Source organism: Leisingera sp. SA215, from assembly GCF_055902035.1.
Genome location: NZ_JBVVXU010000049.1, coordinates 1 through 16,305, shown reverse-complemented (window position 1 = coordinate 16,305; position 16,305 = coordinate 1). Strand labels below are relative to the sequence as shown.

Genomic DNA, 16,305 nt, shown 5'->3' with positions numbered 1-16,305 from the left:
ATCGACATCAAGAGCCTGTATAAAACCAGCGCCGATTTCGACCCCAGCAAGCAGAACCACAACATCAGCATTTCCGGCAGCGAGTTCATCGACAGCCCCAACGGGGTGGTTGTCACCGTGCTCAACCCCAACGGCCTGCTGAACAGCAGCAATGCGCATCTGATGCCGCATGACATCCAGGTCACCGACTCGATCTTCGAGAATACGGCGTCGGCCAGCACCCGGGCTTTCCTGATCAAGGACGGCTATGACATCAGCTGGGAGGGGATCAGCCTGCTCGGAAATGTCAGCGAATTGCGTTTCCTCGGGGCCGAAGCGCCCAGCCCGTCCGGCAACAATCTCGGCGGCGGCATCGAGACCACCGGCGCGGCGCGCAAACAGTCCGCCAGCGAGCTGTGGTCCGGCTCTGCCGGCCCGGTTGCAGACGGCGGAACCGGCGGCGGCACTGGCGGGGCTGAGCCCGAGCCTGAGCCGCAGCCCAATCTGATGACCGGCAACGCGCAGGACAATAGCCTGTATGGCACGGAAGACGCCGACATTATCAAGGGGCTCGACGGCCAGGACATGCTGGTTGGCTATGCCAGCAGAGACCGGCTCAGAGGCGGCACGGGCGAGGATACCGTCAAAGGCGGCGGCGGCCAGGACAAGGTCTTTGGCGGCAGCGGCGCAGACACCGTTTTCGGCGGCGGCAACAAGGACGTCGTGAAGGGCGGCGGCGGCCAGGACATCCTGTATGGCGGCCGCGGCAATGATACGCTCAATGGCGGCAACGGCGCGGACCAGATGAAGGGCGGCGATGGCAATGATGCCTTTGTTTTCACCGCGGGCCACGGTCAGGACACGATTGTGGATTTCACCTCCGGAAGCGACGTGATCGACCTCAGCGGCCTGAAGCAAAGCGGCGGCAGCTATGGCAGCCTGGAGATCCGCAGCCAGGGCGGAGATACATTGATTGACACCGGTGCAGGGACAGTCCTGCTGCAGGACCTTCAGCCATCGGAAATCGGAGCGGGAGATTTCCTGTTCTGACGCAGCCGTTGTGTAAGGCCGCTTGTCTTAGGCTTGCAGGTTTGCCCGTGCAGGCCTAGGCAAACCACGAATATGTTGCGCTGCGGAAGGCGGCCCCTCCGCAGCGCGCGCGCCTCCGCTGTTCAGACGTTTTGCAGGCCTGCGTTTCAAAGCGCGCGGGTGCCTTCACGCCGGGCTGCAATTTCGGCGATCGCCTGCGTGTAGGCGCGGATCACGATTTTCTCATCGAACTGGCGCTCGGCAAGCGCCCGGCCCGCAGCGCCCATCTGCTGCAGTGTTTCCTGTGAGGCTGCGGCGACGCGCAGCATCGCCTGCCCCAGATCCTGGCTGTCACGCGGCGCCACCAGAAAGCCGCTTTCCCCATCGATGACCGCGGTGCGGCAGCCGGCTGTATCCGTGGTGATGACCGGCCGCCCGCAGGCCCCGGCTTCCAGAAGGGCGCGCGGGGTTCCCTCACGGTAATAGCTGGGCATGACCACGCAGGTTGCCTCCTCGATCACCGGGCGGATGTCGCGCTGCCGGCCGAGGTATTCGATGATCCCCTCCGCCTGCCACTGTGCCAGGACCGTTTCGCAAACCGCTGCCTTGCTCGGGGCTTCAAGACTGCCGGCGAGCCTGAATGCGGCCTTGGGGAACACCTTGCGCACCTGCCGCGCGGCTTCAACGTATTCGGCCAGGCCTTTTTCCCAAAGCAGCCGGGCAACCAGCAGGAACACAGGCGCATCGGGGCGCGCCGGCACCGGGGAAGCCGTGAACCGCGCCAGGTCAACACCCGATCCGGGTAACAGTCTCGCGGTTTCAGACGCAACCAGCCCGGCGCGCAGGAACTGCTGCTGATCTTCAAGATTCTGGAAAAAGACGATGGGCGCCGCGCGGAAGGCATGCCGGTAGGCATGTGCCGCAAAAGCGGCCAAAGGGCCTTTGCCCGAGAACACAGACCCCAAACCGGTGACATTCGGAATAATCGGCGTCCCGGTCAAACGCGCCGCCAGCCCCGCATACAGGTTGTTCTTGATCGTGTAGCTCAGGATCGCATCCGGCTGCAAAGACCGGATATGCCCGATCATCGCCCTGAGGCAGCCCGCCTCCCGCACCGGCGAGGTGCCGCGGCGGTCCATCTTCAGTTCCACATATGAGCAGCCGACACCGCTGGGAATTGCATCGGTGTATTCGTCCCGCGGCGCCAGAACGACGATCTCGTGGCCGTCTTCCATCAGCGCGCGCAGCAGGCCGGACCGGAAGTTCACGATGTTGAAGGAGGAATTGACGGTCACGAGAAGTTTCATGGGATTTTCCAGGTCATGACGCCGCATCGCTGTACATTCCGGCCATCGCGCGGGCGCAGCTGGACCAGCTGAACGCCCTGGCGCGGAGGCGGCCCATTGCAGCCATGCGGGCGCTCAGCTCTTCGGAGCGGCAAACCTGCAGGATGCCAGCGGCCAGGGCTTCCGGATCCGAGGCATCGCACAGGTATCCCGCCTGGCCTGCAACCTCAGGAAGGGACGTCCGGTCCGAGGCGACAACCGGCGTGCCGCTGGCCATGGCCTCAAGCACAGGCAGGCCGAAGCCTTCGAACAGCGACGGATGAACATAGAGGTCAGCGGCCTGATAAAGCGCCCGCAGTTCCGGGTCGGAAACGTAGCCGGTGCGATGCACGCGGTTGCGCAGCGCCGGCGCGGCAAGCGCCTGGGCAATTTCCCCGTTGTCCCAGCCGGCACCTCCGGCCAGCACCAGATGATGCGGGATGCTGTCTGCCGCCAAGGCCATCGCCCGCAGCAGGCCGGCCAGGTTTTTGCGCGGGCTGGCCGCGCCGGCAGAGAGGATGAAGGGGGCATCGGGCGGCAAGGCAAACCGGTGCAGCAGCGCAGGGTCCGCCGGGGTGAAGAAAGCGTCAGAGACGCCTTCAAGCACCACGCGCAGCCGGGCCTCGACCGCAGGGCCGGCATATTCCCGGACGGTGTCCGCGGTGTATTGCGACACGCAGGCAATGACATCCGCCTTGCGCACCGCCTGATCAAGGCTGCGTTTCATGACCCAGGGGCGGGTGTTTCGGAAATATTCCGGATGAAGCAAGGGGCCGAGGTCGTGGATTGTCACGACAAAGGGCTTTTGCGTCGCCACCGGGTAGCCGAGGGAGACGGCGTGGACAACATCAACCGGCGCGTCCAGGCAGGCCTCAAGAGACGGGCGCCCGAGAAACGTCCAGAGCAGCGAGGTGCCGCGCCGGCCAAGCCCGGTGAGCTTCAGCCCGGTCTCCCGCTGGCGGGCCGCCAGCTCTGCCGGCCCCAGCCCCGACCAGCCGGCAACGGGAACAACTTCGGGTCCGCCCAGGGTTTGCAGCGCCTCCAGCAGCTCCCGCGCGTAGCGCGCCAGCCCATGCCCCTGCCGGTCGCCGAACTGATTGGCGAAACAGGCAACCTGCAGCCCTTGCCCGGGGATCATCGCTGCGCGTTCAATGGTTGCGGATTGCAAGAAATGTCCTCCCGAACAGGCCGTTCCAGATGCGCCTCAGCCGGCCGCGGGCACCCGCTGGCAAAAACGCGCCCAGCAGAGCCGCCCAGGAATCGGCCGCAAACGGCCAGAGCGCGATGGCAATCAGATAGTGGCGGATGGCGGCTCCGCGCTTGCCCAGATAATGGAACTGGACCCGGCCCGCCCGGCGGTGAAACCCCGCCAGGGCCGCCCAGGGAAGCCACCAGCCGCGGCGGGACCGGAGCGGCGCATATTTGGCCAGTATCCGCTTGTGCGCGCGCAGCTCGCGCGACGGATCCGAAACCGTCCGCGGTCCAGAATGGTGGCGCAGATCCACCAGAACCTCTGGCACACAGCCGATCGGGGACAACCGGGCAATGCGTATCCACATGTCCCAGTCCTGCCGGGCGGCAAGCTCAAGATCGAATTTGCCCGCTGCGATCAGCAGCTTCCGCTCCACAAGATATGCCGAGGTCGGCGCCGTTACATCGCGGACCAGCAAGGCGTTCAGCAGGTCGCCTTCCGGAAACGCATGCCGCGGGACCGAGATCTGAACGCCGCTTTCGGCGTCGGTTTCCCTGATGCCGCAATAGATGGCACCAAACTGCGGACACGCGGCGCGGCGCGCCAATTGCTTTTCAAGCTTTTGCGGATGCCAAAGATCGTCGCTGTCGAGAAAGGCAACGAACTGGCCGCGCGCCCTGTCTATTCCGCGGTTGCGGGCCGCATTGCCCCCGGCATTGGGCTGTTTTTCATACACCACCGGCAGCGGGGCGGTTTGTGCCCATTGGGCAACCCGCGCCCGGGTGTCATCCGTCGAGCCGTCATCGATGACAATGATCTCCAGGCTGCGGAAGGTCTGCGCCTGCACGCTGTCCAGCGCCTCGCATATCAGGTGGCCCCGGTTATACGCGGGCACCACAACCGAGACCTTTGGCGCGGCTTCAGCCATTGCGGTCCGCCGCCGCCCAGGACACCTGGCGTTCCAGTTCCGCCCGCGAAATGCGGTTCTGCCGGTCCCAGACCAGCGCATAGGCGCGGAAAACAGCCGTCGCCGAATGCAGCGCCGAAATCAGCCCCGGCGTGCCATCGAGAAAGCCCTTCTTGTAAAAATACTTCTTCAGGAATTCCTTGGCCGGCGCCCACAGGATCTGCCAGCCCCGGACTGTTCTTTTGCTCTTTTCAACATGCTTGACGACTTCTTCCAGATAGGTCGAGCTTTTCTTCAGGCGCTTTTCAAAGTTGTGCTCGTTGAAATGGATCATCCTGCCACTGAGCTGGCCGACCCTTTGCGAAGGCGCATCCAGGTGGCAGGTCTCGTGGAACATGCCGCCGAAATGGAACAAGTCACGCCGGGCCAGGTGGATCAGGTTCCAATCCTGCCAGCCGCCGCCCTGCATCGGCCGGTGCATGAAATGATTGAGCCGCCGGAAGCGGTAGCCATCCTTCTGCTCATCTTTGATGGCTTCCCGGATTTCCCCGGCGAGCTCCCGGGAGACACGCTCATCGATATCCATATGCAGCAGCCAGTTGCTGGCCGCGGCGGCGATGCCCTTGTTGCGCTGGTCGCTGTAATATTCGCCTGCCTTGCGCGGAGACCGGAGAAACCGGACAGTGCCGCCTGCCGCCGCGCAGATCTCCTCGGTGCGGTCGGTCGATCCGTCATCCACAATGATTATTTCGTCGACCCAGCCAATCAGATTGGCAAGAAAGCCGGGCAGATCCTCTTCCTCGTTGTAGCTGATGGCGACAACTCCGAGTGTGGCAGTGGGGGGGTCATATGCGTTCATTGCTCAGCCCTGGCCATGTCCGGAGCCGTCTGCGACAGCAGCCCGTCAAAATAGTCGATTGTCCTGGCCAGCCCGTCTTCGAGCGGCACGGCGGGCGCCCAGTCCAGCGCGCTCTTGGCCAGGGAAATATCCGGACGGCGCTGCATCGGGTCATCCTGCGGCAGGGGGCGGAAGACAATCTGGGACTGCGACCCTGTCATTTCCACGATGCGTTCGGCCAGTTCTCTGATGGTGATTTCGACCGGGTTGCCCAGGTTCATCGGGCCATGGCAGTCCGGTCCGGCGCCCATGAAGCGAACGATCGCTTCGACAAGATCGCTGACATAGCAGAACGAGCGTGTCTGCATGCCGTCGCCGAACAGCGTTATCGGCTCTCCTTTCAGCGCCTGCACGATGAAGTTCGACACCACCCGCCCGTCGTTCGGATGCATCCTGGGGCCATAGGTGTTGAAGATACGCGCCACCTTGACGTCCAGCCCGGTCTGCCGGTGATAGTCGAAGAACAGCGTCTCTGCGCAGCGCTTGCCTTCGTCGTAGCAGGACCGCGGGCCGATCGGATTGACATTGCCCCAGTAATCCTCCCGCTGGGGGTTCACCTTGGGGTCGCCATAGACTTCGCTGGTGGAGGCCTGCAGGATCGGGCATTTCAGGCGCTTGGCCAGCCCCAGCAGGTTGATGGCGCCATGCACGCTGGTTTTCGTGGTCTGGATCGGGTCGTGCTGATAATGGACCGGCGAGGCCGGGCAGGCGAGGTTGAAGATCGCGTCGACCTCGACATAGAGCGGAAACGTGACATCGTGGCGGATCAGCTCGAAATGGACGTTGTTCGTCAAGTGATAGATGTTCGGCTTTGTGCCCGTGTAAAAATTGTCGACGCATAAGACGTCGGCACCGTCCGCGATCAGCCGGTCGATCAGATGAGAGCCGATAAAACCTGCGCCGCCTGTCACCAATACCTGTTTGTTGATACTCATTATGACTCCACGCCTGGGTTGCTAAGTGAATCGTCTTTTGCCGGTTTCCGCCTGAAAGCACTGCGCAGACGCAGCAATACCGGCTGAACGAGCCTGTCTCTGAGCCGGTTGAGGCGCCGCCGGGCGGCACGGCGCTTGAATGTCTTCGGTGCGCCGCCGGCCCCGGCCGCCTGCGGATTGTCCAGATCGGCGCAGCTGTAGCCAAAATGCTCGGCCAGCTGCCGCACGGCCGGATCAAGCTGCAAACTGTAGCTGCCGTCCTGCTTCCATTTTTCCGAGGATTTCGCATGCGTTCCGGAGCCGGCCCGGGGGTCCGGCGCGAGGCCGGCAAACCGGCAAATACCGGCAAAACCTTCGGCAGGCTCCTGCACCAGGTCTTCGTAGCGGATCTTCAGGAACTTGCTTTCAGGCAGCATCTGTTCGAGTGCCAGGATATTGCGGCCGATTTCGAGCCAGCCGTATTGCCGCGCGCAGGGATCCGTCCCGAAGAGCGCCGCTGCGGAATACATCGTGCCGTGCGGGTTGCGGACCATAGCCACGATCTTCACGTCGAAGGCGGTCGTCTCCATCCATTCCAGGATCAGGCTCAGGGCCGCCCAATGGGCGATGAATTGCGGGGATTTCTCAAAGAACACCGGGCGGGCAAAGGTGCGGCACAAGGCTTCCCAGCCATCGAATACAAGGGCGCGGTCGTCTTCCGGCGGCTGGAAATCCGGGACACAATGCGCCAGCAGGTCCACCATATAGGCGCGCGCATTTGCCCGGCTGCCGTACCCGTCATATACCCGTCCCGCACTGAACAGCTGCCCGGGGCGGCGCAGCAGCACCGCCGCCATCAGCCACCAGTGGGTCTCCAGATTGGAATGCGGCGAATAGGGCACGGTCTGAACGGCCGGGTGCCGGCAGATTTCGTTCTGAAACATCGTTGAGCCAGAACGCTTATCTGAGAGCAGGAGCACGATGCTGGGCATGAGACCTCCGTTTCGCTGTCATTGCCGGGCGCGGCACCGCGGAAAAGTTCGTAAGAGACGAAATAAGTCCGATGACAAAGAAGAAAAGCATTGCCCCGCGCGGCGTCGAGATTGATGCATGCCCGAACGCCACCCAGGGCAGCAGAGCGACAACCGACAGCAGCAGGGACTGCGACAGCAATCCGGTAAAGGAATTTTTCCGTTTGGCGAGCCGCCCGGTGAAGCTCAATGCGCGCAGCACCATGGAGCCATAAAGGACTGCAGCAAGCATCCCATAACTGTAGTATGCCATCGCAAATGCAGCATGCGTTGCTTTCCCTGCCTGCTCCGGCACCACCCAGCTGTCCGAATACCTGACGGTAATCCCCTCTCCCAGAGCAAGGAACTGCGGCTCTCTGACAAGATGCTGAAAGGGCTCGACATAGGCCAGGATGCGCTCGCTTTCGCGCTCATCCTGAAAGGGGTTCTCCAGGATCGCCTGGCTGCGGTTCGACAGGCGGTCAAAGAAAAACAGCTGGGAGGAAATGCCGACAGCCAGAATGACGGTGGTGCTGACCGCGACCGGAAGCAAAATCCCCCGGCGCACATATTTGAACCCGTAGAGCAGCACCGTCAGCAGGATGAGCAGGCTGCCCAGTACCGGCCCGCGGGAATAGCTCATCACAACCCCCATCGGCGCCAGCAGGCAGGCGGTCAGCGCAATGGCCCGCCAGACCGGCCCAAGCGGCCACGGCCAGCGCAGCAGCAGCGCCGCAAGCGGCCAGCAGGCGTTGATGAAAGATGCGCCCAGTATCGAAACGCCAACCAGGGTCCGGCCGCGGACCCCGCTGTCCCCTGCCCCGTACCGCGCCCCCACGCCTTCCGACGCGGGCTCGAGAAACTTGTTGGAAAACACCATGTCCACCACAAACGCACGCGTCATGGGCAGCGACGTGAGGATCATCAAGGAGGCCGTGACCAGAAGGCCCAATGCCGCCGCGCGCAGAATGACGGACACATCCTGCGGCGTCCGGACCATCGCCCCGGCGATGAAGAAAACGCTGAAGGCCAGGCAGGTGCGGGTGGAAATGTAGAGCGAGTCCGTCAAGGTTCCGAAGGTCAGAACCCCGATCAATTCGCTGCTGAGCGCAAGGAAAAGGATCACTTTGACGGTCGCGGAAAACACCCTTCCGGTCCGCATCACCGGCAGGTTCAGCGCCTTCAGGATCAGCGCCAGGATCAGCAGATCTATGATGTAGACAGGCACAGGACCAAGCTTGAAATTCAGCTTCGGCACCGCGAGAAGGACAAATACAAAGACGGCGAACAGGCCGATGCCCGGGGTGGCGCCGTGAGGTCTATAGCCCATAGCCATGCCTCACTTTCGAGTAGAGGTTCAGATGGGCCGTCACGAAGTCTTCGATTTTAAAGCTCTGGGACCGCTCAAAGCCTTTTTGCCCCAATTGCGCCCGCAGATCAGGAGACGCGGCAAGCCTGCGGATTGCAGCGGCGATTTGGGCCGGCTGTTCAGGGTCGACCAGAAGGGCGGCCTGCCCGTCCGGGCCGACAACCTCGCGCAGCCCCGGAACATCGGATGCAATGACCGGCAAGGCCGCGTTCATGCCTTCAACCGCCGCCAGCCCGAAGCCCTCCCACAGGGAGGGTATCAGGAAGATGTCCGCCTTCTGCAGCAGGTCCCTGATGTCAGGCACATATCCCGCAAACTCCACCGCGCCGGATATGCCAAGCCGCGCGGCGGTGTTGCGGAGCGCGGCAAGTTCTGGCCCGTCGCCGGCAATGACATAGCGCAGGCTGCAGGGCATCAGCATGGCCAGGGCCTCCAAGGCGGCCTCGAAGTTCTTGGCCGGGGACAGCCGCCCCACCGACAGCAGGGTTAAAGGCTCTTCCCTGGGCCCGCGCGTGATCGGTGTTTCAAAAAACAGCGGGCAGCCATTGGGAATAACGGTGACCCCCTTGACCCAGGGGCGGGCGTTCCTGAGTTCGGACCTTACCCCCTGGCTGATGGCAATGATCTGTTTGAAAGCGCCGTACACCTGCCTGTCGATGGCCCGTCCGAACAGGTTTGACCTGCGGTTGTTCGAGGTGCTGTGTTCGGTAAACAGCACCGGGGCTGCAAGCACGCCCGTCCGGACCAGAAGCGAGAGATACAGGCTGGAGGGAAACAGATGCGCATGGACCACGTCGCCAGGACGGATGCGTCTTGCATAAGCGGCCAGCCGGCTGAAGGCGCGCGGATCATAGGGGCTTTTCACCCCAAGCGACACGGCCCCTTCCGGCACGCAGCCATCGCCAAAGCCCTCAAGCGAGACAAGATGGGCGTCGATCCCTTGCGACTGCAGCCGGGCATGCAGGCTGCGGGCCATGCGCTCGGCGCCGCCGCGTTTCATGTCAATGCTGTTGATGATCTGAAAGACACGCGGCGGCGCCGGGTCTGAACTGGCAGGCGGCGGCTGCCGGCGGGCCCGGCTGAAGACCCTGCGCAACGCCTTGCGCTGCCTGGCGGGCAGGATCCGCGCCAGCGGATGCTGCCGGAACAGCGCCGGAGCTGAAAAGGCGTCCCAGGGCACCGGCCGCCAGTCCGGGGGCGGTTCCGACATCACCGCCTTAAAGAGCGCCACATAGGCCCGCAGGCAGTTCTCGCGCGAAAACCGGTTGCGGGCGGCTGCGGAGACCGCCTGGCTCATCGCCTGCAATTGCCTCCGGTCCCTTGCCAGGCTTCCAATCCGGCTTGCGAGCGCCGCGCTGTCACCGGTTTCCGCCAGGAAACCCGTTTTGCCCTCATCGATCAGGAAATCGGTTATGCCCGGCAAGGTCCAGGCCAGCGGCACAGCCCCTGCCGCCATCGCTTCCAGCAATGCGTTCGGGCAGCCTTCGAAATGCGACGGGAACAGAAAGACATCGGTGTCTTCCAGAAACCCCGGGATGTCCTTGGGGGCAAGGCTTCCAAGGAAGCGCACTGCGCCCGGGTCAGCCAGCCCGCCAAGTGCCCTGCGCAGGTCCGGCTCGTCTTTGCCCTGGCCTGCGATCTGCAGCCGGTAAGGCACCCTGGCGGCTTCAAGATGGTGCAGAATGGCGGGCAGATGCATGACCCCCTTCTGCCGGTGCTCCAGCCTGCCCAGGAATCCCAGTCTCAGAACCTCGCCCCTGCCCCGCACCGCCCGGGCCGCCGCGGCAAACCGTTCGGACGGCACCCCGTTGGGGATCAGGGCAATTTTGTCCGGGCTGACACCATAGTCCGCTATCAGGTCCTCTTGCAGCCGCGGCGTCAGCGCCACAATCCGCGCAAGCCGTTCCTGGCCGATCAGGGTCAGCCGGTAGCCTTCTTCGAACCCGTTGGCGCAGCGGGCCAGGGCCCGCACCTGCGCGGGAAGATGCGGCAGGGCGCTGAGGATGGCGGGAGAGTTGACGCCGAACACCGCGTCGATCTGTTCGGCCGCACACCAGTCCGCAAAACTGCGGGCCTGTTTCTTCAGGCTTGTGCATCTTTCCGCCAGCAGGACGCATCCGTCATCGGCAAACGCCGGATCGGTCAGGCTCGCCTGGTCCCGGCCCGCCGCGACACAGCGCAGATCGATGCCATGTTCCAGCAGCGCAGGCCGCATGTTGCGGTAGAAGGTGAAGGTGCCGCTGTCTTTCGGCACCGATCCGAACGCCACCCGGATCACCGGCCCGCTCCCGGCCGGCACCGCCCTGCCTGGTTTTTGGCAAGGCCCATCAGATCACCCCCCGGCTGCCACGGTGATGGGAGTGCCGGCGCCGAACAGGCTGGCGTAATCGGCGATGGATTTGAGCTCGCCGTTCTCCAGCGTCAGGATGATGTCGCAGTCCCGCACGGTGGTGTGCCGGTGGGCAACCATGATCAGCGTCTGCGACCCCGCAAGCTTGGAAATCTCTGCCATCACCTGGGCCTCTGTGGCGTTGTCGAGGGCACTTGTCGCTTCGTCGAACACGATGACTTCGGGCTCGGGGTACAGGGCGCGGGCAATGCTGAGACGCTGCCGCTGGCCGCCCGAAAGCCGCACCCCGCGCTCGCCGACAAAGGTGCCGTATCCCTCGGGCAGCTCATTGAGGATGAAGTCCTCGATCTGCGCCATGCGCGCCGCCTTTTGCATTTGCCGGTCATCAATGTCCGCTTCGGGGACACCAAAGGCGATATTCTGCGCGATCGTGGCGTCGCTCAGGTAAATGTCCTGCTGGACATAGCCGACATTGGCCCGCCATGCCCGGACTTCTTTATGCGACAGCTGGCGGCCATCAATCAGAATTTCACCGCGGCTCGGTTCCAGCAGCCCCAGGATGAGATCCATCAGTGTCGTCTTGCCGGCGCCCGTCCGGCCGACAATCCCCACAGACATGCCCGCCGCAATCGTGAAGGTCACGTTTCTGAGGCTGTCCTCCTCTGCTCCAGGATACCTGAAGCAGACATCCTTGAACTCGATGCTCTCCTGGAAGCGCATGGGAACAACCGCGTCCGGCAGGGGCGGCAGGTTTTCCGCGCTTTGGAAATCCGCAAGGATGGAATTCGCGGACGCGCTGCTCAGCCGCAGCGAAACGGACGCGTTATATCCGCGCTGAAACGCTGGCATCATCCGGTAAAGCGCCAGCACGAAGACGCCGAGCGTCGGCAGCATATCGGCCATTGCGGCGCTGCCGGTGCCGCCGCTGCGGGCAGACAGGAACAGGGTCAGCAGCACAGTGCCGCCTATCGCAACGGATTCGATAAGGTGGCGCGGCGCCATCCGGACGGTGTTGGACAGCGCATTTGCATTGGCATAGCCCGAAGACGGAACCGAATATCTTTCGATCAGATTCCGCTCCCGGTTCAGCAGCCTGACCTGCTTGCCGCCAATCAGCGCCTCCATTGCCAGCCGGTGCCGCTTGCGGTTGGTGCTGAGGATCGTCTGCCCGAGCCGGTTTGAGATCCGGCGCACTGAAAACAGCAAAACCGCATACAGCCCGGAAAAGATCCCCATCGCCAGCAGGGTCACCGACGGGTTGATCACCAGCAGGAGCGCCACCAGGAAAAACAACGTCACAGCAGAGACGACAAACTCGGAAAAAGCCCGGAAGATCTGCGAGACAATGCGCGATGTCTCGGACAGCATATTCGCCACCAGCTCGCTGCTGTTGCGCTGCAGCATGAATGGGTACGGCTGCTTCAGGTAGGCCGCCAGCAGGCGTCTTGACAGGCTGTGGATCCGCCCCTCAAGCCAGCGGTTGGCGACATAGACCGTCACTATTTTCAAACCCGCGGTTGCGACAAGCATGACACAGAACACACCGCCCAGGGCGAAAATGAATTCATCGGCGCTGCCGAAGCCGCCCTTGGTATAGAGAAACGACAAGGAGGTGTTGGTCTGGATCAGCCCGGGTTCGCCAAGCACCTTCAGAAAAGGGAAGATCATTGCAACCCCCACCATATCCGCAAATCCGCTCAGGATAATCAGCGGCATGATAAGCATCGCAGTTTTGCGCTCCGCCGGCGTGAGCAAGCGCAATGCCAGTTTCAGGCTTTTCATGATGCCCTCCGGCTCTGCGCGGAACTGCTGAGTGAAAACGGCCGCCCCGGCCGCTCTGTTTTCTGAAGACAGCCGGGCAGGACACTCATTACCGCCCCGCTCAGCTTCGATGAAACCGGCACCAAATCACATTGCACAAGATTGCTTTCATTAGAGGCGTTACCGCCAGCCAAACACGATCTTGACCGTTGCAACTAATACGAACAGATCCAGCTGCCACCCCATGTTGTTAACATAGTAGGCATCAAGCTGCGTCTTTTCGCGGACCTTTTCGATGCAGTCGGTATACCCTTGGGTCACTTGCGCATAGCCGCTCATGCCCGGTTTGACCGTCTCCCGGATCCCATAGCCGGGAATGGCTTTCCTGTAAGCTTCGACAAAAGAACAGATTTCCGGTCTCGGGCCGATCAGGCTCATCTGCCCCATCAGAACGTTCAGGATCTGCGGCAGCTCATCCATCTTGGTGTCGCGCATCCAATGCCCCAGGGGCGTGATGCGGGACTTTTCCAGAGGATCATCCGCCCCCCGCCGGCCTGCGCCGCTGCGGGTCATGGTCCGGAACTTGACCATCGTGAACCCCCGCCCGTTCTGTCCGCAGCGCTGCTGCAGGAAAAACAGGCGCCCCGGGTTCCGGAACGGATTCAGGCAAAGAAGAACGCAGCAAATTCCAAACAGCAGCGGCAACGAAGCCAGACTGATCAGAATGTCTGCAGCACGTTTTGAAATCAGGTAAATGCGCCGTTTCGCCGAACGGGCAAATGTCCCTGAAAGATTTTCCCTCTCACCGCTTGGGTAATAATACCGCTTTGCGGCGGCTTTTAACACAACACCATTTTTCATTGAACTGATAACCGTCTACTAACCCACACAGGGAGGGCACAGAAACCGGCTGCCCGCAGTTAATATTCCAGCCCGGAAAACGGGCAGGACGGGCATGTGAATCTCTGAAAATCAGTCCCCCCAGACCTCTACACACGGCCCATGAAACACACTGCAAGCAGGCCGCATTGCAAGTATGCCGTCCGTCCGCCGTTCTGCCAAGGTAAAATTTTATGAATATGCGCCAAAAAACAGGCGGAAAAATTTTAATGGCGCCGGTTCAAGCGAATGACCCGGGAGCGCAGGCCGCGGCGATCAGAACGCATTGAATTATTTGATATAAATCTGCCCGCAAAAAGCCCTGAAAAAAACAGGAAAATGGCGGCCAGAAAACCGATAGCAACCGAGGAAGGAAGCGTTAAATCAAAATGCAACCAAAGGGTAAGTGTAAAAATCCACATTGCGCAAACTGAAATAAAGAATGAAGGAATCGCCATACCGAACCTTGGACCTGAAGCATGTAAGATATTGTTATTCCGGCCCTGCATGGGAAGCTAGAGGACGACACGGTTTTGCGGAGAAATGACGGCCTCCCGAAGGCGCGCGTTTTGCCCGCAGCCGTCCCTGCTGCTGGAAACTGCGGCTGTTTCCTGATCTGTCATGCGGCTTCCCCCATGGAGACTGCGGTGCAGGAACGCCGCCCTGCACCGCATCCTTTTCAGACGAGCAGGAACTCGTCGCTCAGGGCCTCGCTGCCAGTGACAATGGCGAGATCGCTGATGGTCCCGTCAAACGCATCTCTGAAACCTGCTTCACCGGATTTGCTGGCCCAGCCATTTGCGCCAACCTGAAGGTATTCAGCGTTGTCGAGCCAATCGAACTCGAAGTCCGCCTCTCCTGCAAGCGTGCCGTTCAGCCGCAGCGCCACTTCGCCGCCGCCGAAGCTGGCGTTGACAGTGTAATCCGTGTCTTCCTGAATGCCCGCGACCTCGAAGGTTTCAGACGCGTCCCCTTCCTGAAACCGCACGAACAGCGATCCGTTGCTGATGTAGCTGGTGAAATGCCCGTCGTTGACATCCGCGCCATAAGCATCTTTCGAAACCAGGCCCTGGCGCCCGCTGACTGTGTCAGCATTGAAGGTGAAGGCGATTTCGGCGGCCTCTGCCTGCAGCTTCTGGTCCGGCGCAAACTCCTGCACTGATGCTTTCGTGCCGTCGAATTCCATTGGGCCATCCAGCTCGAAGACGTCTGCAAGCGCGGGCAGGCCGGTGTCCGGCTGCGGGCTTTCCGTGGAGCCTTCGGAGCTGTCGGTGCCAGTGCCCTCTTCCGGCGGCAGAGGGGTGCTGCTGCCGCTTTCCGTTCCGCCGCCTGTTGCCGCGGTGTTGAAACCTTCGGTAATCGCGACATTGGAGATGGTGCCATCAAAGGCATTCTTAAAGCCGGCCTCGCCGGAGGCGCTGGCCCAGCCGTTTGCGCCGATCTGGATGTACTCGCCGTTGTCCAGCCAGTTCACATCAAAGGCGGCCGTGTCGGCCAGAACATCGTTGACCCACAGGGAAACCTGGCCGTCGCCAAAGCTGGTGCGCACGGCATAGTCCTTGTGCGCCTCAATGCCGTCCATCGTGAGCGCCTTCGACGCGGCATCTTCCTGGAAACGGACATGCAATGTGCCGCCCTTGATGTAGGAGGTGAAATGCCCGTTGTTCACGGTTGTGCCGCCGGCATCCTTGGACACAAGCCCCTGGCTGCCGCTGACCTTGTCCGCATTGAACTCAAAGGAGATCGTTGCGGACTGGACATTGGTATCGGTTGCCGGCGCCACCTCGATCACCTTGGAGGCCGTGCCGTCGAACTCCATTGCACCGGACCGCTGGAACAGCAGCTCCCCGCTCCCGGCCGGGCCGGAGCCGCCTTCATCCGGGTTGGGTTGCGGCTGCGGCTCGGGCTGCGGCTCAGGCTCGGGCTGCGGCTCAGGCTCGGGTTGCGGCTCAGGCTGCGGTTCAGGCTCAGGCCCCCCGGTGCCGCCGCCGGTTCCGCCGTCTGCAACCGGGCCGGCAGAGCCGGACCACAGCTCGCTGGCGGACTGTTTGCGCGCCGCGCCGGTGGTCTCGATGCCGCCGCCGAGATTGTTGCCGGACGGGCTGGGCGCTTCGGCCCCGAGGAAACGCAATTCGCTGACATTTCCGAGCAGGCTGATCCCCTCCCAGCTGATGTCATAGCCGTCCTTGATCAGGAAAGCCCGGGTGTTGGTCGACGCCGTATTCTCGAAGATCGAGTCGGTGACCTGGATGTCATGCGGCATCAGATGCGCATTGCTGCTGTTCAGCAGGCCGTTGGGGTTGAGCACGGTGACAACCACCCCGTTGGGGCTGTCGATGAACTCGCTGCCGGAAATGCTGATGTTGTGGTTCTGCTTGCTGGCGTCGAAATCCGAACTGACCTTGTACAGGCTCTTGATGTCGATGCCGCTGACGCCGTTGTCGTAAAACACCGAATTCAGCACCTTGCCGTCCTTGAAGCCGCCCGCGGCATCAATCCCGTCGCGGTGGTTGCCCTCAAAGAAACTGTCCGAGACCGTCATCCGCTCGGGGCCGTCGCCGCTGGGGGTGGCGGTGGTCTTGATGCCGTCGCCCAGCGAATTGCGGAAATGGCTGCCGGTCACCGTGGCGTCATCGCCGCCGACAATGCGGACCTGGTAGAAGCCGCCCTCGAAAGCGCTGCTGTCGAGGCT

General features: G+C 62.3%; 13 protein-coding genes. 1 reads left to right on the top strand and 12 read right to left on the bottom strand.

All coding sequences use genetic code 11. The annotated features are described in order from the left end of the window. The coding region (locus AC0KW6_RS21885; RefSeq protein ID WP_474036112.1) for a calcium-binding protein at window positions 1-1,029 on the top strand (1,029 nt) is incomplete at its 5' end. A gap of 146 nt (window positions 1,030-1,175) precedes the next feature. Here AC0KW6_RS21885 and AC0KW6_RS21880 read toward each other — a convergent pair. The 12 genes from AC0KW6_RS21880 to AC0KW6_RS21825 all read right to left on the bottom strand — a co-directional run. Further along, window positions 1,176-2,315: a glycosyltransferase family 4 protein gene (locus AC0KW6_RS21880; RefSeq protein WP_474036111.1), complete on the bottom strand. Its 1,140-nt coding sequence runs from the start codon at window positions 2,313-2,315 to the stop codon at window positions 1,176-1,178. 13 nt (window positions 2,316-2,328) lie between these two features. Continuing rightward, window positions 2,329-3,501: a glycosyltransferase family 4 protein gene (locus tag AC0KW6_RS21875; protein WP_474036110.1), complete on the bottom strand. Its 1,173-nt coding sequence runs from the start codon at window positions 3,499-3,501 to the stop codon at window positions 2,329-2,331. Continuing rightward, on the bottom strand, window positions 3,482-4,453 hold the full coding sequence (locus tag AC0KW6_RS21870; RefSeq protein WP_474036109.1) for a glycosyltransferase family 2 protein: 972 nt from the start codon (window positions 4,451-4,453) through the stop codon (window positions 3,482-3,484). Before AC0KW6_RS21870 ends, AC0KW6_RS21875 begins: the two co-directional genes overlap by 20 nt. Beyond that, window positions 4,446-5,291, bottom strand: a complete 846-nt coding sequence (locus tag AC0KW6_RS21865; RefSeq protein WP_474036108.1) for a glycosyltransferase family 2 protein — start codon at window positions 5,289-5,291, stop codon at window positions 4,446-4,448. Before AC0KW6_RS21865 ends, AC0KW6_RS21870 begins: the two co-directional genes overlap by 8 nt. Further along, complete coding sequence (locus AC0KW6_RS21860; RefSeq protein ID WP_474036107.1) at window positions 5,288-6,265, bottom strand: UDP-glucuronic acid decarboxylase family protein; 978 nt, start codon at window positions 6,263-6,265, stop codon at window positions 5,288-5,290. Before AC0KW6_RS21860 ends, AC0KW6_RS21865 begins: the two co-directional genes overlap by 4 nt. After that, the gene (locus AC0KW6_RS21855) at window positions 6,265-7,236 is read right to left on the bottom strand and encodes a sulfotransferase family protein (RefSeq protein WP_474036106.1); all 972 of its coding nucleotides are present in this window, start codon (window positions 7,234-7,236) and stop codon (window positions 6,265-6,267) included. The genes AC0KW6_RS21860 and AC0KW6_RS21855 overlap by 1 nt, the downstream gene beginning before the upstream one ends. Continuing rightward, window positions 7,205-8,584, bottom strand: a complete 1,380-nt coding sequence (locus AC0KW6_RS21850) for a hypothetical protein (RefSeq protein WP_474036105.1) — start codon at window positions 8,582-8,584, stop codon at window positions 7,205-7,207. Before AC0KW6_RS21850 ends, AC0KW6_RS21855 begins: the two co-directional genes overlap by 32 nt. Next, on the bottom strand, window positions 8,574-10,922 hold the full coding sequence (locus AC0KW6_RS21845; protein WP_474036104.1) for a glycosyltransferase: 2,349 nt from the start codon (window positions 10,920-10,922) through the stop codon (window positions 8,574-8,576). Before AC0KW6_RS21845 ends, AC0KW6_RS21850 begins: the two co-directional genes overlap by 11 nt. Before the next feature lie 33 nt (window positions 10,923-10,955). Further along, entirely contained in the window at window positions 10,956-12,755 is a 1,800-nt protein-coding gene (locus AC0KW6_RS21840) for an ABC transporter ATP-binding protein (protein ID WP_474036103.1), read from the bottom strand. A 159-nt stretch (window positions 12,756-12,914) separates the two neighbouring features. Then, window positions 12,915-13,595: a sugar transferase gene (locus tag AC0KW6_RS21835; protein WP_474036102.1), complete on the bottom strand. Its 681-nt coding sequence runs from the start codon at window positions 13,593-13,595 to the stop codon at window positions 12,915-12,917. Window positions 13,596-13,840: 245 nt separating this feature from the next. Beyond that, entirely contained in the window at window positions 13,841-14,122 is a 282-nt protein-coding gene (locus AC0KW6_RS21830; RefSeq protein ID WP_474036101.1) for a hypothetical protein, read from the bottom strand. Window positions 14,123-14,292: 170 nt separating this feature from the next. Next, window positions 14,293-16,305 (bottom strand): right-handed parallel beta-helix repeat-containing protein (locus tag AC0KW6_RS21825; protein ID WP_474036100.1); only part of this gene is annotated, 2,013 nt, incomplete at its 5' end.